At 46.7% G+C, this 22,992-nt stretch carries 24 protein-coding genes; 20 read left to right on the top strand and 4 right to left on the bottom strand.

Annotated elements, in window-relative coordinates:
- The first annotated feature begins 43 nt into the window (after positions 1 to 43).
- The 5 genes from CLFS41_RS21710 to CLFS41_RS21690 all read left to right on the top strand — a co-directional run bounded on the left by CLFS41_RS21710 (position 44) and on the right by CLFS41_RS21690 (position 3,080).
- Positions 44 to 460 carry a type II toxin-antitoxin system PemK/MazF family toxin gene (locus tag CLFS41_RS21710; protein ID WP_045093464.1) on the top strand — a complete coding sequence of 139 codons (417 nt, stop codon included), beginning with the start codon at positions 44 to 46 and terminating at the stop codon, positions 458 to 460.
- Between the two features lie 326 nt (positions 461 to 786).
- Complete coding sequence (locus tag CLFS41_RS21705; protein ID WP_007866235.1) at positions 787 to 1,188, top strand: DUF134 domain-containing protein; 402 nt, start codon at positions 787 to 789, stop codon at positions 1,186 to 1,188.
- Positions 1,160 to 1,546 (top strand): NifB/NifX family molybdenum-iron cluster-binding protein, encoded by a 387-nt coding sequence (locus CLFS41_RS21700; protein ID WP_007866232.1) that lies wholly within the window; start codon positions 1,160 to 1,162, stop codon positions 1,544 to 1,546. Before CLFS41_RS21705 ends, CLFS41_RS21700 begins: the two co-directional genes overlap by 29 nt.
- A 224-nt stretch (positions 1,547 to 1,770) precedes the next feature.
- On the top strand, positions 1,771 to 2,583 hold the full coding sequence (locus CLFS41_RS31035) for a rubredoxin (protein WP_045093463.1): 813 nt from the start codon (positions 1,771 to 1,773) through the stop codon (positions 2,581 to 2,583).
- Positions 2,580 to 3,080, top strand: coding sequence for a 4Fe-4S binding protein (locus tag CLFS41_RS21690; RefSeq protein ID WP_045093462.1), 501 nt, complete (start codon positions 2,580 to 2,582; stop codon positions 3,078 to 3,080). Before CLFS41_RS31035 ends, CLFS41_RS21690 begins: the two co-directional genes overlap by 4 nt.
- An 83-nt stretch (positions 3,081 to 3,163) precedes the next feature.
- Here the strand turns inward: CLFS41_RS21690 and CLFS41_RS30275 are convergent, their stop codons facing one another.
- Positions 3,164 to 3,505 (bottom strand): hypothetical protein, encoded by a 342-nt coding sequence (locus CLFS41_RS30275; protein WP_152649062.1) that lies wholly within the window; start codon positions 3,503 to 3,505, stop codon positions 3,164 to 3,166.
- Positions 3,506 to 3,798: 293 nt separating this feature from the next.
- Between CLFS41_RS30275 and CLFS41_RS21680 the strand changes: the two genes are divergently transcribed.
- The gene (locus CLFS41_RS21680) at positions 3,799 to 4,698 is read left to right on the top strand and encodes an ROK family protein (RefSeq protein ID WP_045093460.1); all 900 of its coding nucleotides are present in this window, start codon (positions 3,799 to 3,801) and stop codon (positions 4,696 to 4,698) included.
- A 115-nt stretch (positions 4,699 to 4,813) separates the two neighbouring features.
- On the opposite strand, the gene CLFS41_RS21675 is transcribed toward CLFS41_RS21680, so the two are convergent.
- A complete protein-coding gene (locus tag CLFS41_RS21675) occupies positions 4,814 to 5,461 on the bottom strand; it encodes a GntR family transcriptional regulator (protein ID WP_045093459.1) in 648 nt (215 codons plus the stop codon).
- Between the two features lie 155 nt (positions 5,462 to 5,616).
- Between CLFS41_RS21675 and CLFS41_RS21670 the strand changes: the two genes are divergently transcribed.
- From CLFS41_RS21670 to CLFS41_RS21610, 13 genes are all read left to right on the top strand, one after another.
- Positions 5,617 to 7,026 (top strand): sodium:solute symporter family protein, encoded by a 1,410-nt coding sequence (locus CLFS41_RS21670; protein ID WP_007866202.1) that lies wholly within the window; start codon positions 5,617 to 5,619, stop codon positions 7,024 to 7,026.
- Positions 7,027 to 7,076: 50 nt separating this feature from the next.
- Positions 7,077 to 9,029, top strand: a complete 1,953-nt coding sequence (locus tag CLFS41_RS21665; RefSeq protein ID WP_045093458.1) for an FAD-dependent oxidoreductase — start codon at positions 7,077 to 7,079, stop codon at positions 9,027 to 9,029.
- Positions 9,016 to 9,279 carry a 4Fe-4S binding protein gene (locus CLFS41_RS21660; protein WP_052665833.1) on the top strand — a complete coding sequence of 88 codons (264 nt, stop codon included), beginning with the start codon at positions 9,016 to 9,018 and terminating at the stop codon, positions 9,277 to 9,279. The genes CLFS41_RS21665 and CLFS41_RS21660 overlap by 14 nt, the downstream gene beginning before the upstream one ends.
- A 234-nt stretch (positions 9,280 to 9,513) precedes the next feature.
- Positions 9,514 to 10,356 carry a helix-turn-helix domain-containing protein gene (locus CLFS41_RS21655; RefSeq protein WP_157140323.1) on the top strand — a complete coding sequence of 281 codons (843 nt, stop codon included), beginning with the start codon at positions 9,514 to 9,516 and terminating at the stop codon, positions 10,354 to 10,356.
- A 206-nt stretch (positions 10,357 to 10,562) separates the two neighbouring features.
- Entirely contained in the window at positions 10,563 to 11,669 is a 1,107-nt protein-coding gene (locus CLFS41_RS21650; protein ID WP_052665831.1) for a C4-dicarboxylate TRAP transporter substrate-binding protein, read from the top strand.
- 35 nt (positions 11,670 to 11,704) lie between these two features.
- Entirely contained in the window at positions 11,705 to 12,202 is a 498-nt protein-coding gene (locus CLFS41_RS21645) for a TRAP transporter small permease (RefSeq protein WP_045093457.1), read from the top strand.
- Positions 12,195 to 13,481: a TRAP transporter large permease gene (locus CLFS41_RS21640; RefSeq protein WP_045093456.1), complete on the top strand. Its 1,287-nt coding sequence runs from the start codon at positions 12,195 to 12,197 to the stop codon at positions 13,479 to 13,481. Before CLFS41_RS21645 ends, CLFS41_RS21640 begins: the two co-directional genes overlap by 8 nt.
- A 22-nt stretch (positions 13,482 to 13,503) precedes the next feature.
- Positions 13,504 to 13,788 (top strand): UxaA family hydrolase, encoded by a 285-nt coding sequence (locus CLFS41_RS21635; RefSeq protein WP_045093455.1) that lies wholly within the window; start codon positions 13,504 to 13,506, stop codon positions 13,786 to 13,788.
- Between the two features lie 3 nt (positions 13,789 to 13,791).
- Positions 13,792 to 14,952, top strand: coding sequence for a UxaA family hydrolase (locus tag CLFS41_RS21630; RefSeq protein WP_045093454.1), 1,161 nt, complete (start codon positions 13,792 to 13,794; stop codon positions 14,950 to 14,952).
- Positions 14,953 to 15,148: 196 nt separating this feature from the next.
- The gene (locus CLFS41_RS21625) at positions 15,149 to 16,237 is read left to right on the top strand and encodes an amino acid permease (protein ID WP_200895108.1); all 1,089 of its coding nucleotides are present in this window, start codon (positions 15,149 to 15,151) and stop codon (positions 16,235 to 16,237) included.
- Between the two features lie 251 nt (positions 16,238 to 16,488).
- Positions 16,489 to 17,757, top strand: coding sequence for an aminotransferase class V-fold PLP-dependent enzyme (locus tag CLFS41_RS21620; RefSeq protein WP_200895107.1), 1,269 nt, complete (start codon positions 16,489 to 16,491; stop codon positions 17,755 to 17,757).
- Between the two features lie 114 nt (positions 17,758 to 17,871).
- Positions 17,872 to 18,783, top strand: a complete 912-nt coding sequence (locus tag CLFS41_RS21615) for a LysR family transcriptional regulator (RefSeq protein WP_007866143.1) — start codon at positions 17,872 to 17,874, stop codon at positions 18,781 to 18,783.
- Positions 18,784 to 18,868: 85 nt separating this feature from the next.
- Positions 18,869 to 19,189 carry a cation:dicarboxylase symporter family transporter gene (locus CLFS41_RS21610; protein WP_045093453.1) on the top strand — a complete coding sequence of 107 codons (321 nt, stop codon included), beginning with the start codon at positions 18,869 to 18,871 and terminating at the stop codon, positions 19,187 to 19,189.
- A 108-nt stretch (positions 19,190 to 19,297) separates the two neighbouring features.
- On the opposite strand, the gene CLFS41_RS21605 is transcribed toward CLFS41_RS21610, so the two are convergent.
- Both CLFS41_RS21605 and CLFS41_RS21600 read right to left on the bottom strand, forming a co-directional pair.
- Entirely contained in the window at positions 19,298 to 19,996 is a 699-nt protein-coding gene (locus CLFS41_RS21605; RefSeq protein ID WP_007866138.1) for a hypothetical protein, read from the bottom strand.
- Positions 19,989 to 21,401 (bottom strand): ATP-binding protein, encoded by a 1,413-nt coding sequence (locus CLFS41_RS21600; RefSeq protein ID WP_045093452.1) that lies wholly within the window; start codon positions 21,399 to 21,401, stop codon positions 19,989 to 19,991. Before CLFS41_RS21600 ends, CLFS41_RS21605 begins: the two co-directional genes overlap by 8 nt.
- A 403-nt stretch (positions 21,402 to 21,804) precedes the next feature.
- On the opposite strand from CLFS41_RS21600, the gene CLFS41_RS21595 reads away from it, so the two are divergent.
- Positions 21,805 to 22,689 carry a tyrosine-type recombinase/integrase gene (locus CLFS41_RS21595; protein WP_007866132.1) on the top strand — a complete coding sequence of 295 codons (885 nt, stop codon included), beginning with the start codon at positions 21,805 to 21,807 and terminating at the stop codon, positions 22,687 to 22,689.
- The last annotated feature ends 303 nt before the right edge of the window (positions 22,690 to 22,992 follow it).

Here is a 22,992-nt window from a genome sequence, read left to right as displayed (position 1 = left end):
TCTCCAGTAGAAAACACCATTTATCCATCAGTGAGGTAATGTTATGAATAGAGAAAATAAGAATATAGCCAAAACCGTTATGAGAGGGGATTTATATTATGCGGACCTGTCGCCTGTTGTGGGTTCGGAGCAGGGAGGGATCCGGCCCGTGCTGGTGATCCAGAACGATGTGGGAAATAAATACAGCCCCACTGTGATTGTGGCCGCTATCACCAGCCGTTCCACTAAGGCAGCCATTCCCACCCATGTGTGTATCCGCAGGATGCGCGGAGGATTAAAACAGGATTCCACTGTATTGGCAGAGCAGATCCGTACCATTGACCGGAACCGTTTGAAGGAATACATAGGTCATCTGGATTCCGGCCAGATGGAGGGAATCGAACAGGCCATGGTCACCAGCCTGGGGCTGGGCCATCTCATAGGAGGAATGGGACAGGTATTCCTGCCGTCTTATACATGACCTTCCGCCGTATGGGGCAGGTAAAAATAGGACAGAGAAAATATGATAGGTAAAATATGATAAGTAAAATATGATAGGCGAAATATGACAAAGGATCTTGATCTCAGGAAGGCGGCGCGGCTGTCTTCCTGTTTTATTGGCTGTCAGGACCAGGCGTGGGCTTGGCGGGGCTGCGGGATTAAATTCTGGTACGGGATAAGAAAATTCAGCAGTATCAAGGATATACTGAAAAAGATATTATGAAAAAAGATATTGACATATGTCAATAATGGGATTATAGTTAATGACATAAGTCAATAACAAAACAGCGGATAAGGAGAATACATATGGCGCGGCCGTTTAAAGCCAGAAGAGTCTGTTCCCAGCCAACCATAGATGTGTTTGGCCCATTGAATCAGGAGTCTGAAACCAGGGTGGAGCTTACATTGGAGGAGTATGAGACCATCCGTCTCATTGACCTTTTAGACTGTACCCAGGAGGAGTGCGCCACGCAGATGGGGGTGGCCAGGACTACGGTCCAGGCAGTATACAATTCTGCCAGGAAAAAGCTGGCGGACTGTCTGGTGAATGGAAGGCAGCTGCAGATCCGGGGCGGCAATTACCGTCTGTGTCCGGAGTCAGGGAACTGCTGCGGCAAGGACTGCGGGAAGCGCCGGTGTCAGAAGCGCCGCTGTAATAACAGACCAGGAGGAGAATTTGATGAAGATTGCAGTAACATACGAGAATGAACAGATATTCCAGCATTTCGGCCACTGTGAGGCATTTAAGGTTTACGAGGTGGAGAACAGCAAAGTCCTGTCATCCCAGGTGGTAGGCACGGGCGGAAGCGGCCATGAGGCCCTGGCTGTATTTTTAAAGAACCTGGGCGTGGAGACCCTGATCTGCGGCGGGATCGGCGGAGGCGCCAGGACCGCTCTGGCCCAGGCCGGGATCGAGCTGTATCCGGGTGCCTCCGGCAATGCTGATGAGGCGGTGGATGCCCTGCTAAAGGGGAATCTGGCATATGACCCTGATACCATGTGCAATCATCACCATGAGGGCGGGGAACACAGCTGCCATGGACATGGAGGAAGCTGCAGTCACTGATGACTGCCGAACGTACACGAAACTGCCTGCCGGCAGCCTGAAACAGGCTGTGCAGGCAGTTTTTTCATGGAAAGCCTTGCCTTATAGGAAGAAAAAAATAATAATGATAATAATTATTATTTATGTGACTTAGTCACAGTATTTTCTTTCTGTTCCTGGTATGATTAAATCATCATCAAACAACGGATCATGCTGGCGGAAGGCCAGACAGAAGGAGGCAAGGTATGAAGAAATTCGTATGCGGTATTTGCGGTTTTATTTATGATGAAGCCGCAGGTATCCCGGCATCAGGCATTGCACCGGGAACCAGGTGGGAGGAATTGCACGGGGGTTGGGTATGCCCCTGGTGCGGCGCTGCAAAGGAAATGTTCAGGGAGCAGGTTTTGCCGGAAGCAGGTGAGGCGGGGGAGAAATCATCCGGGCCGGATAAGGCAGAACAGGCGGGAGAGAAGTCATCCGGGCCGGATAAGGCAGAACAGGCGGGAGAGAAGTTATCCGGGCCGGATAAGGCAGAACAGGCGGGGGAGAAATCATCCGGGACGGATAAGGCCGGACCGTCTGGGGAAGAGGAGGATCTGCGCGAACTGACGCCAGGTGAAATGTCCGCCCTCTGCTCCAATCTGGCCAGGGGCTGTGAAAAGCAGTATCTGAAGGAGGAGGCGCTCTTGTTTACGCGGCTGGCAGGCTATTTTAAGGACAAGACCTTGGCAGACGGGGGAGGGGATGTTAAGGCTTTGAAGGCAATGACGGAATATGACCTTGACACGGCATTTCCCAGCGCCGACCAGGCGGCTGGGGGTGAAACGGACCGTGGCGCCCTGAGGGCCCTTGTGTGGAGCAGGAAGGTGACCGCTATGATGGATTCCCTTCTGGCACGCTATGAGAGGGAGGGCAGCGGATTCCTGGAACATACCAATGTGTATGTCTGCGATATATGCGGATTTATCTATGTGGGAGATACCCCGCCGGATATCTGCCCTGTGTGCAAGGTTCCCAGCTGGAAAATGTCAAAGGTGGAGAGGAGGTCACAAGCATGAAAAAGTTAGCTGTGAGAAATATCCGTCTGTGTACAAAGGACTGTCTTTGTCTGTATGTCTGTCCCACAGGGGCAACCAATACGGAGAACAGCATCATTGACCCGGATAAATGTATTGGCTGCGGCGTATGCGCGGACAGTTGTCCATCAGGCGCCATTTCCATGGTACCCCTGGAGTATCCGCCCCAGCAGCCCAAGTCTGAAGCCGTGGTAAAAGCCATGAGGGCGCTGGCAAAGAGCAAGGCGGAGCAGGAGAGTACCGCACGCTCCCTGGCAGCACGGGGAGGAGATCCTGTGCTTGTGCAACTGGCGGAGGCAATGGAGAAATCCAACCGGCTGATGGCTGAGGACATTCTTCGGGAGGCCGGATACATGCTTCCCCAGAGCAGGAATGCCCGCCGGTTCCTTCAGTCCCTGTTGGACAACCCTCCGGGGGAGGATTTTCCGGGGGAGAGCGTTAGGCGGCTTCTGGACATGATTCACTGCAATGAGGATTAGAGGTAGCAGGGGATACCCGGGGAACTGCCCCAAAAAAGAGGATAGGAAAGGCATAGGACAGCTCCTTTCCTGGGGGGACACCGTCAGGCAGAGGGGCTGTCTTCTGCCTGTTTTCGTTCCTTCATCATCATCTTATTTTGATACATGGCCTCATCTGCACGTTTAAATACATCACTGACCGTCAGGTCCACATGTTCTTCGTACACGGCAATTCCTCTTGACATTTGCCTGGTCATCTGTGAGAAAGGCGTATCCGGTGTCATAGACCCTGGTGGCATCCCCATGTCCTTGACCGCATCAAAGTCTATATCCATTCCAACCGCGCCGATGGTGGTGTTTCCAACATAAAGAGGAACCACAAAGGATATCATTTCGCCAGGGTTATAGCGGGAAAAGTCAGTTGGGGCGTGTGTGCCCTTGTCCACTGAGGGTAATGTATCTGATGGTATTCATGAAACCGTCCTTTTGGCAGGGGATAGGGAGGGGATGACAGCGTGGGAACGTAAGACCGCCCTGTTTACGGATACATTGTAACCGGGTTTATGAGAAATTGCAATAACCGGATTGGAGACTGCCGGCAGCCCGGAATGGGGGCAATATGGGATTGACGCAGGGGGAAAAATTGTGGTAATATGGACACAATTTAGCGGATATGGTTTGCAGGGCATGGTCAGGTGAGGTTCGCCTGTTAGTGTCCTGTTTTCATAGGAGGGATTTGATGGAGTACTGGATGGGGATCGATCTGGGCGGGACCAAGATACGTGCGGGGGCTGTGGACCGGAACGGGACAGTGGTTGCGCTGAGAGAATCATATACAAAGGATGCGGCGGATGCGGACAGGCTCAGGGAACAGATCATAGCCATGGGAAGCAGGATCATGGAGGAGTATCCCATACAGGGAGCCGGAATGTGTTTCCCGGGAGTGATCATGGCGGATAAAACCCTGCAGCATGCCACCAATCTGCCGGGGGGAATGCTGGCCCCGGAGTTCATCACCTCCATTGAGCATGTGTGGAATATCCCTGTATTTGTGGAAAACGATGCAAATGCAGCGGCATTTGGTGAATATATCCACGGCTGCAAAGGGAATGTGGAATCCATGTATTACGTGACCATTTCTACCGGAATCGGAGGCGGATATATCTGGAAGGGCAATATTATCCAGGGATATCAGGGCTTTGCCGGAGAGGTGGGGAGTATCCTGGTGGAGGAAGGGGATCGATCCTTCAGGGGACTGGCTCCCGGGGCTGCGGAAGGATGTGCCAGCGGCAGCGCGGTATTGGAACAGGGAAAAAAGGGCATTAGCCCCAGGATCAATGATGCGGGGGAGGTGTTCCGGCTGGCTGCGTTGGGTGATGACCGGGCCAGGGAGATCGTGGACCGGATGACCACCGGTCTGGCGAGAATGTTCGCCGCTATTTCCATGGTGATCAATCCCCAGGTGTTTGTTCTGGGCGGCGGATGCATGAAATCATCGGACCTGTTCCTGGATGAAGTCGTCCATAAATATAAAGCCCTGGTTCCTGAGGCGGTTCAGGATATCCTGTTTAAGCCCGCCTGCCTGGAGGAACCGGGGATCGTAGGGTGTGCGGAGATCGCAAGGGCCCGGCTGTCCTGACAGGCCAAGGCCAAAGCCGGTACGGGGCAGGCCGGGGCAAAGCGGGTCAGTACCGGCCGGGGAAGATCAGGTTAACACCGGCCGGAGAAAAGCAGGTCAGTACTGCCGGTACAGATCAGGCCGGGCTATGCAGCATTTCCCGGGCAAATTCCAGGGAATGGCTGAGGTGTTCCCTCATCATGGCCACGGCCCCCTGGTGATCCCCTGCCTCGTATAAACGGAAGATCATATGGTGTTCGTTTAAGATCAGGTCCTGCTTTGGGGCCTGTTTTTCATACTGATAGGCCAGGATGGACATCTGGCTGCGCATCCGCTGGGCGGAATGGACCAGGCGGCTGTTCTGACAATAATCATAGAAGATCAGGTGGAAACGGTCTGAGAGATCCTGCCATTTGGGGGAGGACAGGCCGCAGGCATCCATCAGGGACAGGTTCTCCCGCAGTTCTCCCAGAATGGGTTCCTGGTCGGGATAGAGGGAGGCGTAGCTTACAGCCAGGCTGTCCAGGTCCCCCATGAACTGGTAGATTTCCTTTACATCCCGTTCATCCAGGCTGACCACGGAAACACCAATATTGGAATAGTAGGAGGCAAGCTGTTCTTCCGTCAGCCGGGTCAGTGCTTCCCTGATAGGAGTGGAGCTGACCTGAAAACGCTCCTGGAGGATTTTAAGGGTCAGTTTGGAGCCGCAGGGGATGGCTTGGGTAAGAATATCATTTCTCAATATTTCATAAATCTGTTCGGATAAAGTCTTTTTTAAATCCATGGTTTACTGCCTTTCACATAGAAAAATGTTTGATCATGATCCAGTTTATCATATTATTTTGCATTTTGCAAAATGCATATTGCCAAATCTTGCCTTTAGTGATAGAATACACATGGGCTTTAATGGTTTAAAGTGAAAAAGAAAGGAAATGGAGTATGGAAAAGGAAAAAATTGTAGTAATTGTCTGTGTCATCTACTTTGCTGCAATGGTTCTCATAGGAGTCATTGCCGCAAGAAGGAATAAGGCAACGTCTGATTATCTGGTGGCGGGAAGAAAGCTGAATGTGACCATGACTGCCATAACATTGGCAGCAGTACAGATCGGAGTGGGGATCGTGCTCAGCAGCGCCACCAACGGCTATGACCTGGGGGTATGGCCCGGTATGTATTATGCATTTGGATGCGGCGGGGGCCTGATCATCGCAGGACTGGTCACCACAAAAAAACTCAGGGAACAGGAAGGTTATGTTCCCTTGGATTACTTTGCCCAGCGATATGGGGAGAGCAAGGCCATACGTCTGTGGGCCTGGATCAGCAATGTGCCCAGCCTTCTGGGAATCTTCATTGCCCAGCTTCTGGCTTCAGGCGGTATTCTGGCCGGTTTCGGGATCCCCTTTAAAACAGGGGTTGTGGTTACAGCAGTGGTTATTTTGATTTACTGCACGGTGGGAGGCATGTGGGGCGTTGTGCTGACCGATGTGGCCCAGACCGCCATTATCGCAGTGGGCGTACCCATCCTGGCAGTGGCGATCCTGATCCGGTATGTGGGAGCCGGGGGAAGTGTTGGCGAGATCTTTGCAACTCCCTTTATCCCTGCCGGAATGGGTTCAAGGTTCGTGTATCTGGTCCTTCCCTTTTTGCTGTCCATCTCTGTTTCCTATGATGCCTATTCACGGATCCAGTCATCCAAGGATGCAAAGACAGCAAGGATCGGCTGTATCATAGGCGGTATCCTGGTCATCATCATAGGCGGATTCTGCTCCACCATCGGCGTGGCTGCAAGAAGCCTGTTCCCCGGTGTTACGGACGGTATTTTTACCATAGCGGCAACCGGAGTCCTGCCGCCGGTGCTGGCAGGGATCGTGATCGCAGCCATCCTGGCAGCGGCCATGTCCAGCGCCAACTGTGTGATCCTGTCCATGGGGGCTTCCTTTGCAAGGGACTTTTATAACAAATTCCTCCATCCCGAGGTGGATAATCTGGATGACCTTCCAAAGTCCAAGCTGATCTCCCAGGCAACTGTATTTGTGGGCAGCCTGGCAGGCATCTTTTTTGCCTTTCATATGACGGACATCCTGGATGCCATGATCATATTTAATTACCCCTATATGGGAAGCCTTCTGATCCCCCTGTTGGGCGGATTGGTGTGGAAGGGAGCCACAAGAAAGGGTGCGTTTGCAGCTGCCATTGCCGGCGGTATTGTGGGAGTGGTGTCCTTCTTATTTGGTATACCCGGCCCACTTTACGGGAAGATGAATACGGATCTTTCACTGATGATCGCGTATCTGATTTCCGCAGCCTTCCTGATCCTATTCAGTATGGCTGACCGGAAAGCAAAAAATTAGTTTGTGTACAGTTAACCAGGACCGGTTTCTGGGCACGGAAAAGAGGTAATATGTCGGATTTTAAATGGCCTTATCCCAATGAGATGGACCAGGAGGAGCAGGTGTCTGCGGACGTCCTTGTCCTGGGCGGCGGAATCGCGGGCTGTTATGCAGCCATAGCAGCTGCCAGAAAAGGAAAAAAGGTGGTTTTGGTGGAAAAAGGGGCAACGGTCAGGAGCGGAGCTGCGGGAAGCGGCTTTGACCACTGGGAGTCCGCCTGTACCAATCCCTGTTCCAAGGTGACGGCAGAGGAGATTGCCAATGCCTACATTGATGAGCAGGACGGGTACAGCAACGGGATCGCCCACTACATAGAGTGCCAGGAGGGCTGGCACAGACTTAAGGACATGGAGTCCTTTGGAGGTAAGATCAGGGATACACAGGGGGAGTTTGCGGGGGCGGATTTCCGGGATGAAAAAACAGGCCTGATGTTTGCCTACGATTATGAGAATAAGTTCACGGTGCGGGTGTGGGGAAGCACCTTCAAGCCTGCACTCTATAAGGAACTGAAGCGCCTGGGAGTGGTGATCTATGACAGGACTGAGGCCACGGCATTGCTGACAGCAAAGGAAAACGGAACCAGGCGCTGTATCGGCGCCATGGGCATGAATGTGCATACGGCAAAATTCCTGGTATTCAGCGCCAGGACCACTATTCTTGCCATGTCCCGTCCGGCCAGGATCTGGCTCTTTGATTCCGATCAGGTGGGACTGAGCGAATTCCGTCCAACCCAGAGTATTGGCAGCGGCCATGCCATGGGATACAGGGCGGGAGTGGAGTTCACCATGATGGAGAAATCCGTGCAGGGGGAATTTTCAGCCGCGGGCAGGAGTTTCCCTCCCTACAGCACGGGAAATAACCATAACACCTGGTATGCGGCCACCATGGTGGATGCCAGAGGAGTGGAGATCCCTTATGTGGACAGGGACGGAAAGGAACTGAAAACAGTAAAAGAGCGGTACTATCCTGCCAAGGGGCAGAAATTCTTCCTGAAAGGCGGGGTGATCGACAATCCCAAATATGAATACCGCGGACCCGAGACACTGGAGTTTGAGGAGCTGATGAAACGGGGATACCAGCTGCCCTTTTATGCGGATTTAAGCCGGATGCCGGATGAGGAGCGCCGGGTGATCTGGGGCATGATGGTGGGGGAGGAAGGAAAGACAAAAATCCCTGTTCTGGAGAATTTCACAGAGCGCGGATTTGACCCTGCAAAACACCGTCTCCAGTCCTATGGAACCGGATGGCAGTCCGCCGCCTTCCTGGCCCAGGAGCGCCAGCTGTTTGGAGCGCCGGGAGGGATTTTCCATGATTGGGATCTGCAGACCAATATCCAGGGGCTTTATGCGGCAGGTGACCAGCTTTACGCTTCGGACTGCTGCGGTTTTGCAGCGGCTACCGGTTATTACGCGGGAAGGAAAGCGGCAGCTGCCAGCAGCGCCCTGGAGCTTACGGCGCCGGACCGGGCGGATGTGAACCGGGAAAAGGAACGGCTTTACGCCCCTCTTTTTGTGGAGGACGGGATGGACTGGAGGGAGCTTAACAAGGCGATCTCCAAGGCCATGCAGAATTACTGCGGCGGCGTAAAGAATGATATGCTGCTGATGCAGGGGCTGGAGCTTTTGGAAAGTTATGAAAAGGAATATGTGCCCGCCCTTTCCTGTGCCAATCCCCATGAACTGATGCGCGCCCACGAGGTGATGGATATCCTGGAAGTGTGCAAGCTGATCTTAAATGCCTGTCTGCTGAGAAAATCCAGCTCAGCGCCTCTGTGCTTTGAACGCAGTGATTATCCCCAGATGGATCCACAGGAGGACCAGTGCTTTATCACCATCTGCCAGGAGGACGGAAAGATCTGCAGCAGAAGGGTACCAAAGCGGTATTACGGGGACGTAAAGTCCCAGTATGAGGCCTGCAACCAGGACTATATAAAGGAGGAGGCATGGGCATATGAAGAAGAATGAGTTTCGGGCAGAGCCCGTGTCATGCAGTGTTAAGCCCCTTTCCTTTTGCCAGGAGCTCTGCATTGGCTGCAACCAGTGTGCGTCCGTCTGTCAGGTGGATATTATGATCCCTTCACCGGAAAAGGGAAAGCATCCCATTGTGATGTATCCGGGGGAATGCTACTACTGTGGTTCCTGTGTGATGGCGTGCCCTGTAAAGGGGGCCATTCGGTTGAGACATCCGCTGATGAATCAGACTAAGTTTGTTTGATGGGTGATGAAGTTTATGAAGAGCTGTTCCTGGCCTTGATGCGGCGGGAACAGCCTTTTTTGTTGCGTCCATAAAAAAGCCAGGCAGAATATGTAATATCAGGGACAGTATACTTAATTGACACTCACCAGGGACTGTACTATGCTCAGTGTAATGAGACATGTACCCTTATAGGAAAATGCTGGTCAGGGGAGGGTATGAATGGAGATTTGTGAGATACAGGAATTCCCAGCTATGAATTCTGAATTTTATATGGAGAAAAATGCTGCACAGTTAAATGATCAGATCCATGTACATAAATATACGGAGATGATCATATTTACTGCAGGTAAAGCCGTGCATGTGGTAGAGAATCTGAGGATACCGGTGGAAACTGGAAGCGTAGTAGTGCTTGTACCTGGATTTAAGCATTGCTTTTTACAAGAAGAAGGGACGGAGTACTATATTTTTTCCTTTGATGTTGACAGAATTCTGAGCATGAACAAGCAGTTAAAGAAACTGAAAGGAATGCAGTCTTTTTTTATCAGTTCCCCGTATTACAGGTATCGGCACCTGTTTACAAATACAATGGGTGTTTGGGGAGAAGATCTGGAATTTGTAAAGGCGCTGTGCGAACTGACTCTGGAAGCGTTCAGGAAAAGACAGTTGGGATATGATGTGATTGTCCGGGAGTATTTCTTTTGCCTGATGATCTTTCTTTCCAGCCGCTATCTGCCAAAGGAAACCGGACTCCATGAGAGCTTTTGCAATATGGAGGAAAGCATGGAGTATTTGGAAACCCACTATGTGGAACATATTGTGATACGTCAGCTGGCTGACATTGCCCATTTGTCGGAACGGCATTATACGCGGCTGTTTAAAAAGATATATGGCCGGACACCCATGTCCTATATTATAAAATGCAGGTTGGACCACGCCTGTGCACTTTTGTTGGAAACGGACTTTTCTGTTACAAGAATAAGCAGTGACTGTGGCTTTACTGATCTGGCATCATTTAGCAAGGTTTTTAAAAAGACATATGGAATTCCACCAGTTATGTACAGGAAAGGTAAGGGGGACATTCAGCGGGTGAAATAAACATTTGATGTTGACAGAATGAGGGACATCCCTCATTTTTTTATTATTTAAAAATGTCCGATATAAACAAATACATGGCTGAAATAATAATGTAATAATGGAGCCCGAGCGATATATTAGTCTTATAAAAGAAAGAAGAGAGGGGGAAAGACTGTAAATATTGTGATATATAGTAAATATTGAAATTATTACACAGGAGGGGTTTTATGAATAAGTTAGAGAAAAGAGCGGGTTTTGTATTGGTTATGTTATTGGTGGCGGGGTGTGTTGGATGCAGCGGAAACACATCAGGAGAGAAGCGGGGGAATGGAAAGGAAACTGTAAAAGAAGATATTAAGGCAGGTGTAAAAGCAGAGGAAAAAAAGAATGTAAAAGAAGTGAAAGAAACCATTGTATTACAATTGGCATATGAAAATAACCCGGGGGAGCCCTTTGATCTAGCGGCAAATCGCTGGGCGGAACTGTTGGGGGAAGCCAGCCAGGGGACCATGCGTATTGATCTGTTTCCATCTGGTCAATTGGGAACGCAGGATGAGATGATCGATCAGATCATTGCTGGTGAAAATATAATTACATTAGCGGATCCGGGATTTTATGCAGACCGGGGTGTAAAGGATTTTGGAATCATGTTTGGCCCATATATGTTTGACACATGGGAAGATGTGTGGAAGGTAACAGAAAGCAACTGGTACATTGGAGAATGCGAGAAACTGGAGAAATATGGGATAAAGACGATTGCCTCCAACTGGATGTACGGGGACCGCCATACATTAAGTGTAAAGCCAATACAAACCGTAGAGGATCTAAAGGGCATGAAAATCCGTGTTCCCAATACGGAAATCCAGATTGCAGGTTTTTCCGCACTGGGGGCCGTACCCACGCCCATGTCTTTAAGCGAGGTATATACATCATTGCAGCAAAAGGTAATTGACGGGTTAGAGAATCCTCTGAGCACACTGTACAATGGCCGTTTCCAGGAGGTGGCCAAGTATCTTATATTGGACGGACATGTCAAGGACTTCTCCACATTAATATGTAATGGGGACATCTACAGCGGACTGAACCAGGATCAGCAGCAATGGCTGACCCAGACGTGCGTAGAGGCTGGGATTTATAATAATGAGATCAGCAGCAACATGGAAGATGAGTATACGAAACAGTTTGAGGATGAAGGAGTTCAGATCGTAGTGCCTGATCAGGATGTGATGGAAGGATTTAAGGAAAAGGCAAAGGCTTTTTATGAAGATCCCCAGGTGACAAAAGACTGGTCAGATGGTCTGTACCAGACTATACAGGACATCCTGGCTCAGTAATATTAGACGGGGTTGTCCCGGTTAAGGAGGTATAAATGAAGAATAGGAAGATCCTGATATGGACGATTTTTAAAAATTTAGATGTGATCCTGGCTGGAATTATAGGAGGTGTGCTTGTTCTGGTAACATTTTTAGGAGTGATCATGAGATATCTGTTTAATGCGCCCTTTGTCTGGCAGCAGGAAATACAATTGGGATGCTTTTTATGGCTTTCCTATCTGGGGGCAGGAGCTGCCTTCCTTTCAGAGAGTCATGTGGCGGTGGATATCTTCGTGGATTCATTCCCGCGCAAGGTTAGAGAAATCGTGGAGTTTGGTGCATATATTGTGACCTGTGTTGTGCTGGTGTTTCTTTTTTGGCAGTCCAACAGGCTGCTGATGCAGATGGCCAAAACCGGGAAGGTGACAAGTATTCTCCATGTGCCATATGACCTGCTGTATACAGTGATACCCATTGGTTGTGTCCTGATGGTCATTGATTATTCAATTGTCACTATACGTCATTACAGGGAAAGGAGGGAGAACGGTGAGTAGCCCTGTATTGCTCGCATCATTAGCGGTATTATTCTTTTTGCTGCTGAAAGTTCCGGTACTGGCAGCAGTTATGTCCGGGCCAGTCGTTTATTTTCTTATGACCCCTTCTGTCAATGCGCAGATATTTGCACAGCGGGTCATTGCAGGATGCGAGAGCATTCCTATGCTGGCAATTCCTTTTTTTATCTGTGCCGGTATTTTTATGAATTATTCCGGTGTGACCAAACGTGTCATGAATTTCTGTGAAGCACTTACCGGAGGCATGGTCGGAGGTCTGGCGCAGGTGAACATCCTTCTGTCAACATTGATGGGAGGCTTGTCCGGCTCCAACCTTGCAGATGCGGCAATGGAAGCAAAAATGCTTGTTCCCACCATGGTGGACAAGGGGTTTTCACTTAAATTTTCAACTGTGGTGACCGCCTTTTCAGCTATGATCACGCCTCTGATCCCACCGGGGATTGCGCTGATCATATACGGCTCCATTGCTAATGTTTCTGTGGGAAAGCTGTTTATCGGAGGCCTTGGGGTTGGAGCAATGCTGTGTATATCAGAGATGATACTTGTCCATGGGATTTCTAAGAAGAGAGGCTATCTTCCCATACGGACAAAGGGGATCACGGGTAAGGAATTCTTACATGCGCTTAAGGAAGCGGCATTGCCTTTGTGCCTGCCGATCATTATTATCGGGGGGATCCGCATGGGCATTTTCACGCCGACAGAAGCCGGCTCTGTTGCAATTATTTATGCGCTGTTTCTTGGTGTCTTATACCATGAAATGAATATGAAAGACTTTATCCAGGGAGTAAAAGAAACGGTCACAACAACATCCTCCATCATTATTATCATAGGGGCAGCTTCGGCATACTCATGGATCTTAACAAAGGAGCAGGTTCCACAGCATTTGACAGAGATCATTTTGTCTGCGATCCATCAAAAATATGTGTTTCTTATGATTGTAAATATTTTACTTTTAATTGTTGGCATGTTTGTGGAAGGAAATGTGTCAATGATCGTACTTGTCCCTCTTCTGGCACCGGTGGCAATGGCATATGGAATCAATGAGATACAGTTTGCGATCATGTTTATATTTAATTCTGCCATAGGAGATTTGACACCGCCGTTTGGTACCCTGATGTTTGTGTCCTGCGGGGTGACAAAATGCAATATGAAGGACTTTATAAAAGAGGGAATCCCATTTTATCTGCTTCTCCTTTTATGGCTGATGCTTATAACGTACTTTCCCATCTTTTCAGTGGGAATCGTAAATCTTTTATATTGATTAAGAAGGAGAAAATAGTGGTATGGTAAATGGAATACTGATTGACGAGAGAGATAATGTGGCGGTGGTACTCAAACCAATGGAAAAACAGGAACTGATAAGGTATATGCAAGGGGAGATAGCAGATACGGTGCGAGTCCTTGATGATATACCAATCTATCACAAAATAGCGGTAAGGGGAATTGCCAAAGGTACATATGTGATAAAATACGGGGAAATCATAGGGATTGCCATGGAAACCATCAGACGAGGCCAACATGTACATATTCATAATATTGAGAGTACTAAAAAGAACGAGGGGGAATAGCAGATGCAGTTTGCCGGATATAAAAGGCCGGATGGAAGGTATGGCATCAGGAACAGGGTATTGATCCTGCCAGCCAGTGTGTGTGCCAGTGATACCTGCCGGATGATAAGTGAACAGGTTAAGGGGACGGTTACCTTTGATAACCAGTCAGGGTGTGCACAAAGCCCAATGGATATGCAGATTACATTGGATACAGTTGCAGGGTTTGCCGCAAATCCCAATATCTATGGAACAATCGCAGTTTCCCTTGGATGTGATGACCTATCCATTGATATATTAAAAGCAGCAATCAGTGAGAGGACTAACAAACCTTTAGAAACACTTGTGATACAGGAATGCGGGGGAACGATAAAGACAGTGGAAAAGGCAGTACGTCTGGCAAGAGAGATGGCTGAGGCTGCCTCTATGGAAAAGCGTGTTCCGGCTGACCTCTCTGAACTGATACTGGGAATGGAATGCGGTGGTTCCGATCCAACATCCGGTATTGCGGCTAACCCTGTGCTGGGAAGGGTAAGCGATGTGCTGGTGGGGTATGGAGGCACATCCATTCTCAGTGAGACAGGGGAGATCATTGGCGGGGAACATATTCTGGCATCCAGGATGAGGGATAAAAAGCTGGTACAGGAATTATATGACTATGCAGAACATTATAATGAGCAGTTTAGGATTGTGGGGGAGCCACTTTTTATGGACAATCTTTCAGAGGGAAATGTCAAAGGCGGACTTTCAACAACGGAGGAGAAATCCCTGGGATGTATTAAAAAGGGAGGGGAATCAGAAATTAAAGAGGTGCTGGCTTATGCACAGCGTCCGGTTAAGCATGGACTGGTCTTTATGGATACACCGGGATATGATGCTGCGTCTGTTGCAGGTATGGTAGCAGGAGGAGCCCAGGTGATCATATTTACAACAGGCTTAGGATCCCCGGTGGGCAATCCTATCGCTCCAGTGATAAAAATTACCGGAAATCCGCAAACTTTCCAAAAGATGAAGGATAATATGGATTTTGATGCCAGCGATGTGATAAAAGGAAACAGGACGATCAACGAGGTGGCGGGGTCGCTTATGAGAGAACTGTTAAGTGTGGTGGATGGAAAAAAGACAGCGGCTGAAATACTTGGGTTTAATCAGATTTCCATGGCGCGTTTGTGTAATTTTAATTAGTGGGTGGAGAAAAAAGATAATGAAGGATCACTGGAGTTTCGGTGATCCTTCATTTTTTATTATGAAATTTATCAATAATTTGACCATAAATAATTCATTTTATAGCATGATCCTTTCGTAGTATAGTAAAGCCAGAGATCAAAGGAACTCACATGTGAAATGATCTGGTCTAATAATGGATTGGGAGAAAATGCTTATGAAAGAGGACAAATTAAAACGGGAAGTATCAGGATTCAGCGCATTTATCATGGTGATTGGAACGATCATCGGATCAGGGGTGTTTTTTAAACCAACCGCTGTGTTTGGGGCAACAGGGACCGCAGGACTTGGACTGCTTGCCTGGGGGCTTGGCGGCGGCCTGGCACTGGCAGGGGGGCTGACCATTGCTGAAATTGGCACGCTGATTCCACAGACCGGTGGAATGATGACGTACATGGAAGCTATATATGGGAAATTTTGGGGATATTTGATTGCCTGGGTGCAGACGATCATTTTTTATCCGGTCAGGATTGCGGCAGCCACTGTGATCTGTGCCACACAGGCAGCCAACCTTTTAGGGCTTGGCAAAGATACGGTCATTCCCATTGCTGTTGCAATCGTACTTTTCGTGAACTTTGTAAATGCTATCGGCAATAAAGCAACGGACATTTTGCAGAATTTAGCAACATTTTTAAAATTTATCCCACTAATCTTAATTATAGTGGCGGGGCTGCTTTTTAATCCGGACCCGGTAAAGGTGGAACTGATCCCGTTTACTGACCCGGGCCGTCCTCTGGGGGCCGCTATCTCAGCCGCATTGCTGGCCACACTTTATGCAACTGACGGATGGATGAATGTTACCAATATTGCAGGGGAGATGAAAGATCCGGGACGTGATCTGCCAAAGGCCATTGTAGGAGGAATAAGCATGGTAACACTGATCTATCTAGCCATCAATGTAGCTTATCTGCGCGTCCTTCCGGCGAATGTCTTGGCGGCAACGGCCACCCCGGCATCGGATGTGGCAGGAATCTTATTCTCCAGCTTTGGCGGTAAGCTGATTACCATTGGAATTATGATTTCCGTGTTTGGTTCACAGACCGGATTTGTCAGGGCCAGCTGGAGGATTCCATATGCCCTTGGCTTGAGGGATATGCTTCCTTTTGGCGGATTTTTCAGGAAGCTGAATCAAAAAACCGATATGCCGGTAAACAGCGGAATGTTCCTGATGGCCCTCACTATTATTATGCTGGTCTGTATCGGTGACTTTAATATACTTACCGATATTGGTTCATTTGTAATCTAGTTTTTCTACATATTGACGTTTGCCGGGATTTTTATATTGAGAAAGAAATGGCCGGACCGTGAACGGCCGTACAAAGTACCGCTGTATCCACTTGTGCCCATTTTGGGGGCTTTTGGCGGGATATTTGTTTTGGTGTCCACCATCATGTATCAGCCCTTTGTGGCGCTGATATCAATTGTTTGTACACTTACAGGGGTTCCACTTTACCTGTATCTTATTAAGAAAAATCAAGTATATGGAGGAGAAGAATAATGATGGAATTTGGAAAATTAATGGGCAACGAGGAAATGAAACGCGTAAGGGATGCGTTCTATTACATGGATGAGGATGCCAATGGAACCCCAAGGCTGTTTTTTGATAATGCAGGAGGTTCTTACCGGTTGAAAAAGGCAGAGGAACGATTCCGGAAGGTGGATATGATTCCGGACTGTTCAGAGCGTAATCATGAGATGGCCCTTTATCTGCAGTCTTTGGAGGAGGCAGGAAAGGATGATATTCGGACTATATTCAATGTAAAAGGAGGTGCGATCGTCACTTCCCTGACCGCTTCCCAGGCAATGTTTCAGTTGGTTGGTGCTGTTGCGGAAAATATACCGGGAACCAATATTGTGACAACGGTACTGGAGCATCCCTCTGCTTTTGATGCCGCCGGGTATTATGCGGATCAAACAGGAAAAGAATTGCGGGTGGCGAAAAGCAACCCGGATACGGGAGGAGTGGATGCAGCGGAGATTACGGCATTGATCGATCAGGATACATGTCTCTTAAGTGTAATGTATTCATCCAATATATCCGGAGCCATATTTGACATTCCAGGAATAATAAAGGCTGCAAAAGCGATAAAGCCGGACCTTTATATCATAGTAGATGCAGTGCAGCACACACCTCATGGTGTAATGGACTTTAGCCAGCTGGATGTGGATGCGGTCACCTTTGCGCCTTATAAATTCTTTGGAGTCAGAGGGATCGGAGCAGCATATATTTCTGACCGGTTTTCTGCGCTCCCTCACCACAAGCTGGCAGGAAAAAAGAAAACTGAATGGGAGCTTGGAAGCCCTGCACCGGCCCAGTATGCAATGATCACCGAAATTGTAAATTATGTGTGCAGCCTGGCAGCCTGCCAGGAAAAAAAGGGCAGGAGAGAACTGTTTGTGGAGGGTATGACCAAGATCATGCTTCAGGAGCGCGCCCTTCTTTATCTCATGCTGGAAGGTACGGAGCAAATGCAGGGCCTTCGCCATATGGAAGGAGTGCATGTCTTTATGGATAATCCTGACCTGGAACAGAGGGATCTAATCATTGGAATCGGATTTGACCATATAGAATATGCTGCCGCGGTAAAAGAATATGAAAAACGCAGTGTAATCGTCTATGAAAGAGTGGCATCCAGCCTGTATTCCAAACGGATGCTGGAATCCTTTGGACTGGATGGAGCGATCCGGGTCTCTCCGCTTCACTGCAACAGCAAAGAGGAGATTGAACGGTTCCTTGCAGTGACAAAGGAGATCGCAGCCCTTTAAGAAAGTGACGCCAGGCATGAAGGTGCGAAAAGAGCGGATCGTACGTGGTTTCGTTGACAAACAGGATGCTGCGCCGATATAATATCCATAACATTGTTAAAGGGGGAAGTTCATATGGATTTTATCGACCTGGAAACATATCTTGCAGCAGCTGATACATTAAACCTGACAAAGGCGGCCGATAATCTGTTTGTCTCGCAGTCCACGGTTACCCATCGTTTGAAAAGGCTGGAGGATGAGCTTCAGTATAAGCTATTTATCCGCCAGAAAGGCAAACGCAATATTGAACTGACTATCCGGGGGGAGGAATTTATGTCCATTGCCCAGCGCTGGGTTGCGCTCCATAAGGAGATGGAGCAGCTGAAACACAGCTATTCCAAAGCGTTATCCATTGCCTCCATTGACAGTGTGATCACCACAATTCTCCCCGAAATCCTAAAGGAAATATCGAAAAAGGAATATGAGGTAAATGTAAGGATACAGACAGAGCATACGCCGGTCATATATGATTTGGTGAGAAGCAGGGAGGCGGATATCGGGTTCGCGTCAACAGATGCCGGTTATCCGGAACTGATCACAGAACCTGTATTTTGCCAAAAGTTTGTTTTGATCAAACCATGTCAATGCCCGGGAGAGCCAAGGCAGATCCACCCATCGGAACTGGACCCTTCGCTGGAGATTTTCCAGCCGTGGGGATATGATTATATGAAATGGCATGACTACTGGTGGCCGGCTACTGTTACCCCTCATATCAAGATCGATTCTGTTACGGCATTGACCAATTTTTTGGATGATGAGCGGTATTGGTCCATTGTTCCTCTCAGCAGCGTAAAAACCATTTTGGGCAGCTATCATGTCCAAATCTATGATATCCAGGATCCGCCGCCGGACTGGGTATGTTATAAGGTGAAACACAAATATCCAAACAAACAGAATATAGGCGGTATTCGTACCTTTGAGAGTATTTTTAACCAGTTTATCAGCAATACGGATTTATTCAGGTTAGAGTATCCACAGCGTTTTTAAGAATGCTGAAAATGCTCATTGTTCCATTGGTATTCTTCAGTATCACAAGCGGTGTATGTAAAATGGGGGATCCCTTGGGAAATACATGCTGTACAGTTTCGATCTTTCAATTGGAAGAATCGCCCAATTTACATTTCTTAGGATCATACTATCCATTGGCTCGGCCGGTGTGAAGGGATCGGGCATCATCTCGTCAACTGTTTTGTTGGAAATGCTCGGTATACCTTTGGGGTTTATTCCCATCCCTGCAGCAATCCGGCCTGTGAATGATCCTGCCCATACATTACTTGACAATGTGAGCGATCTGGTGGGAACAGCCCTGGTAGCACGTCCGCTTGGGGAGATGGATGAGGATGTGTTTTATGATAGGAACCCACCTCTCAATACGCTTAAAACAAAAACGTAACAGTTCCGGACTGCAGGAGAATGGGTGTCCTGAACTGTTACAACAAAAACAATAAGTATCCGGGAATTCTTTCGTATAAAAAGAGCTCCCGGAGATTTATGTGGTAACCTATTTAATTCCGATCCCCAGACGATAAAAGAATACTGCCAGATTTGTGTATCGTTTTAAGGAGTTACCGTTTTCCATGATAAACTCCCATGTTTTCTGATAATCTCCCTGAACACTAAAAGTCTCATCATTGATAAATTGTAGAAATGCCTCAGGGTTTTCGTGATAGCGCAGAGCCGCCTCCAATGCCAAATCCTCTTTCTGCTCTGGACTTAATTCCTGGTTTGCGTTATGCATAACGTGTTCAAGATTTCTTGAGAAATAATAAATTTCATAAGGAAAGCCGGACAGTTCATTTTGGTGGTATAGTTGATATACAATGTTCCGTTTGCTTATATTTCGCCGGATTAGCCGGTCTTTATCTTTCGCATCGATATAATCATCATGATACGATGTTACCCTATCTTTAGACTGTTGGACCATTGAATGAGGTATAAAGGCTCCATCTGTATCAATCAACTGTATAACTTTTAAAATATCTTCCTGTATAAGATAGGGGTTTTTACGAAAATATTTATCGATTTCTTCTCGTATAGCTGCTTCGATGTACTTGGCGGTCATCTTATCCTGTGCAGTTAAATCCGTTCGGATCACCTCAAACTCAACATCCTGATTCTGCACAAGACGTGTAAATACAACGGCAAGTGTATCTTGGTCTGTTTGACCTTCTACTAAAACCAGGATAATTTTTTTAGTCATACAGCCCTACCCTTCCCGCTTTGCGCATCGCCAGTTCAATCTCATAAATATTGGTATCACGATAAAGCTTTTCCTTCTGTCCTCCTAATTTAATTGCGCGTAAATAGGAAAGGCGGATATTTTGGGTGTCCTTAATATAGGACATACGCAAATAACGATCGTCCGGATTCATTGTGGTAAAAATCAAATCACTCATATCTAAAACTTCCAGAGGACGTAAATTATGGGAAGTGAAGATTAACTGCCCTTTTGCTTTTTCTGATATTGCTTCCAGGCACATGCCCAATAGGTATTCATAGATACCGGAATCAAATTCGTCAACTACTAAACAATAAGATTCACGATTGTAACATGCAACCAAATTGCTACAGATAGAAATGATTTTTTTAATTCCAGCCGATTCATAAAGAAGAGGAATACGAGCTGTATCCCTTATGGTGATCAGTTCAAATTGCACGCCATCCTTACCATCCTTCATCAGTTTATCGAAAGCATGATAAATTTCCAGTTCAATATCTGGTATCAGTGATTTTAAAACCACATTGATTTGATCAATTGTTTTTTTGAGAAATGGGAACAAGTCTTTGGGAATAACATTTATTCCGGTCATATTGATCATAATTCCCGATGTTTTACCTAAATTGGTTATTGGCCAGTCAATATTCATGGGAAACGTCTTTATATTAAGCGCTAATAGCCCATAATGGGAATTTTCTACAACAGCAAGATCGTTTAGCCCATAAGTTTGGAGGACCGATGATATCTCGTGAATTTTTTTTGCCTCTCCGTCTGCTTTTGAGAATACCTCCTGTGCCTTTCTGGAAAACAGGAATGAATATACTTCCGACTTCTGATTATCTTCATTAAAATTCTCAGAAAGTTGTTGTGCGATTCCCAATGCAACCATGGAATCAATGTCTTTTTCAAATTCTTTATAATATTTTGCCGGAGTAAATAAAACTTTTCTTCCTTTTACATATTCAAATACAGGTGTTATTTTTGTTCTGGTATCTAAATCGAGTCGTTTGCTGCTTAACTTTTCACCGCTGACAATAAAACCCTGATCATCATCCTTTTTTTGTAACGTAACCTCATATTCAGCGTATGAAAGGGTACCGTTCCTTTTTATCTGAAAGCCATATAAAATCTGTGCATATTTACATTCGTATCGTATATACTGATAAAATGCATGTGGAATCTGGCGTCCTGTTAACAGGCATTTTAACAATACCATGCAGTCAACCACTACTGTCTTGCCAGACCCATTTTGCCCATAAATTCCTAGAATACTGCCAATTCTTTTGTCTTCTGAATTTTTCCGTTCCAAGTTAATAACACCACGTACTACATTTTTTATGTTTTTTATCTCTAGCTGGACAAGACGCACTACATTGTTTTCCATCATTCTATTACCTCCAAGATTATTATATTATATAATAATTACCTAAAGATGTCAAATGTAATGCAAAAAAACGTTAATAAAATTAACGATATGGATATTAAAAAATTGACATTCGACATATAAAGACTGCCAAAATGATGCCAAAACAAATTCAAAATAAAATCACCTTCTGGTACGGCCTGACCATACCGGGAGGTGATTTTTATATATGCAGCAGTTCCATGTTGTAACGTTCCACAGGCGGGAAGGCGCAATATTTATCATGCCATACAAAGGGATTAATTTGGTAAATGTGGAAAATTCCTATATAAAAGAATGAAAATACTCTAAAATAGAAAAACTATAAGGCAGAGTTAAGAATTAACCAACCAAATGAAACCGCGCAACAGAACTCACGGAGGAAGTTATGAAACAAAAAGAGTGTATGGATGAATTTAGGGACTATCTGTGTAATGAAGAAAAAGCTGCGGCAACCATTCACAAATACCTGTACGATGTCAATGAAATGCTGGTCTTTATGCAGGACAGGGAATTAAACAAAGAGAACTTACTGCTATACCGAAAGCATCTGACTGGCAGGTACAAAGCTCAGACTGTGAATGTTAAACTTTCTGCCATTCATGTTTTTTTAAGATTTATGGATCTGGAAGAATATCGGGTCAAATTTTTAAAAGTCCAGAAACGGGCCTATATTGATGAAAAGCGGGAACTTACGGAACTGGATTACAAAAAACTTATGGAAGCAGCGGACCGAAATAACAAAAAGCAGTTATATTATCTGATGCTTGTTTTATATGGAACAGGAATCAGGATCAGCGAACTTCCTTTTGTGACCGTGGAAGCCATAAAGCTGGGAAAGGCGGAAATATATATGAAGGGAAAATACCGGGTCATTATTTTTCCCAAGAAACTGGTCAGGATGTTAAAGGAATATACCAGGATACAGAATATACAAAGCGGATGTATTTTCAGGACAAAAAGCGGGCGGAATTTAGACCGGAGCAATATATGCCATGCCATGAAGCGGTTATGTAAGGATGCAAGGGTAGAACCAACTAAGGTTTTTCCGCATAATTTCAGGCACCTGTTTGCGAAATGTTTTTACTCCATTGAAAAGAACCTGGCTAATCTTGCAGATATACTGGGACATTCTTCTATAGAAACAACCCGAATTTATGTAACAGCCAGCATCAGCCAGTATGAAAAAATCATGGAAAAAATGAAAATTGGTTTTGACGATAAAAAACCACAGAATAATCATTCTGTGGTGATGAGTCTGCATATCAAATAATGAGAACCTGCATTGTATGTATTTTATAACAAAATGTGGGGGGAGTCAATATACATAAAGCTGTTTTTTCTCCAATACAATGAGGCCGGGAAGGATAAAATCATGAACCGGCCTTTTCGTCATGGGTATTTTTTCTTTTGAAGTTCCACTCAAAAGTCACAATACCCATTTTTATTTGATTTTCATTTAAACATTGTCATCAAAATACCGCAGAATGATTATTCTGTGGTGTTTAAATAAGTTGCCTGACCGCAGAATGATTATTCCGTGGTGGATAAAAATAAGGGGACATGTTAAACAGTG

This window comes from Clostridium sp. FS41 (genome assembly GCF_000954015.1).
GTDB classification, from domain to species: domain Bacteria; phylum Bacillota; class Clostridia; order Lachnospirales; family Lachnospiraceae; genus Enterocloster; species Enterocloster citroniae.
Note: the sequence above shows the minus strand (reverse complement) of the source record. Positions and strands in the feature narration are given on the sequence as shown.

Coding starts and splice junctions, on each gene's coding strand:
- CLFS41_RS21655 (WP_157140323.1), top strand. CDS start 9,514: ATGAATTCTGAATTTTATATGGAGAAAAATGCTGCACAGTTAAATGAT.
- CLFS41_RS21595 (WP_007866132.1), top strand. CDS start 21,805: ATGAAACAAAAAGAGTGTATGGATGAATTTAGGGACTATCTGTGTAAT.
- CLFS41_RS21645 (WP_045093457.1), top strand. CDS start 11,705: ATGAAGAATAGGAAGATCCTGATATGGACGATTTTTAAAAATTTAGAT.
- CLFS41_RS21690 (WP_045093462.1), top strand. CDS start 2,580: ATGAAAAAGTTAGCTGTGAGAAATATCCGTCTGTGTACAAAGGACTGT.
- CLFS41_RS21630 (WP_045093454.1), top strand. CDS start 13,792: ATGCAGTTTGCCGGATATAAAAGGCCGGATGGAAGGTATGGCATCAGG.
- CLFS41_RS21615 (WP_007866143.1), top strand. CDS start 17,872: ATGGATTTTATCGACCTGGAAACATATCTTGCAGCAGCTGATACATTA.
- CLFS41_RS21670 (WP_007866202.1), top strand. CDS start 5,617: ATGGAAAAGGAAAAAATTGTAGTAATTGTCTGTGTCATCTACTTTGCT.
- CLFS41_RS31035 (WP_045093463.1), top strand. CDS start 1,771: ATGAAGAAATTCGTATGCGGTATTTGCGGTTTTATTTATGATGAAGCC.
- CLFS41_RS21620 (WP_200895107.1), top strand. CDS start 16,489: ATGATGGAATTTGGAAAATTAATGGGCAACGAGGAAATGAAACGCGTA.
- CLFS41_RS21625 (WP_200895108.1), top strand. CDS start 15,149: ATGAAAGAGGACAAATTAAAACGGGAAGTATCAGGATTCAGCGCATTT.
- CLFS41_RS21700 (WP_007866232.1), top strand. CDS start 1,160: ATGAAGATTGCAGTAACATACGAGAATGAACAGATATTCCAGCATTTC.
- CLFS41_RS21710 (WP_045093464.1), top strand. CDS start 44: ATGAATAGAGAAAATAAGAATATAGCCAAAACCGTTATGAGAGGGGAT.
- CLFS41_RS21600 (WP_045093452.1), bottom strand. CDS start 21,401: ATGATGGAAAACAATGTAGTGCGTCTTGTCCAGCTAGAGATAAAAAAC.
- CLFS41_RS21665 (WP_045093458.1), top strand. CDS start 7,077: ATGTCGGATTTTAAATGGCCTTATCCCAATGAGATGGACCAGGAGGAG.
- CLFS41_RS21610 (WP_045093453.1), top strand. CDS start 18,869: ATGCTGTACAGTTTCGATCTTTCAATTGGAAGAATCGCCCAATTTACA.
- CLFS41_RS21635 (WP_045093455.1), top strand. CDS start 13,504: ATGGTAAATGGAATACTGATTGACGAGAGAGATAATGTGGCGGTGGTA.
- CLFS41_RS21680 (WP_045093460.1), top strand. CDS start 3,799: ATGGAGTACTGGATGGGGATCGATCTGGGCGGGACCAAGATACGTGCG.
- CLFS41_RS21660 (WP_052665833.1), top strand. CDS start 9,016: ATGAAGAAGAATGAGTTTCGGGCAGAGCCCGTGTCATGCAGTGTTAAG.
- CLFS41_RS21675 (WP_045093459.1), bottom strand. CDS start 5,461: ATGGATTTAAAAAAGACTTTATCCGAACAGATTTATGAAATATTGAGA.
- CLFS41_RS21705 (WP_007866235.1), top strand. CDS start 787: ATGGCGCGGCCGTTTAAAGCCAGAAGAGTCTGTTCCCAGCCAACCATA.
- CLFS41_RS21605 (WP_007866138.1), bottom strand. CDS start 19,996: ATGACTAAAAAAATTATCCTGGTTTTAGTAGAAGGTCAAACAGACCAA.
- CLFS41_RS21650 (WP_052665831.1), top strand. CDS start 10,563: ATGAATAAGTTAGAGAAAAGAGCGGGTTTTGTATTGGTTATGTTATTG.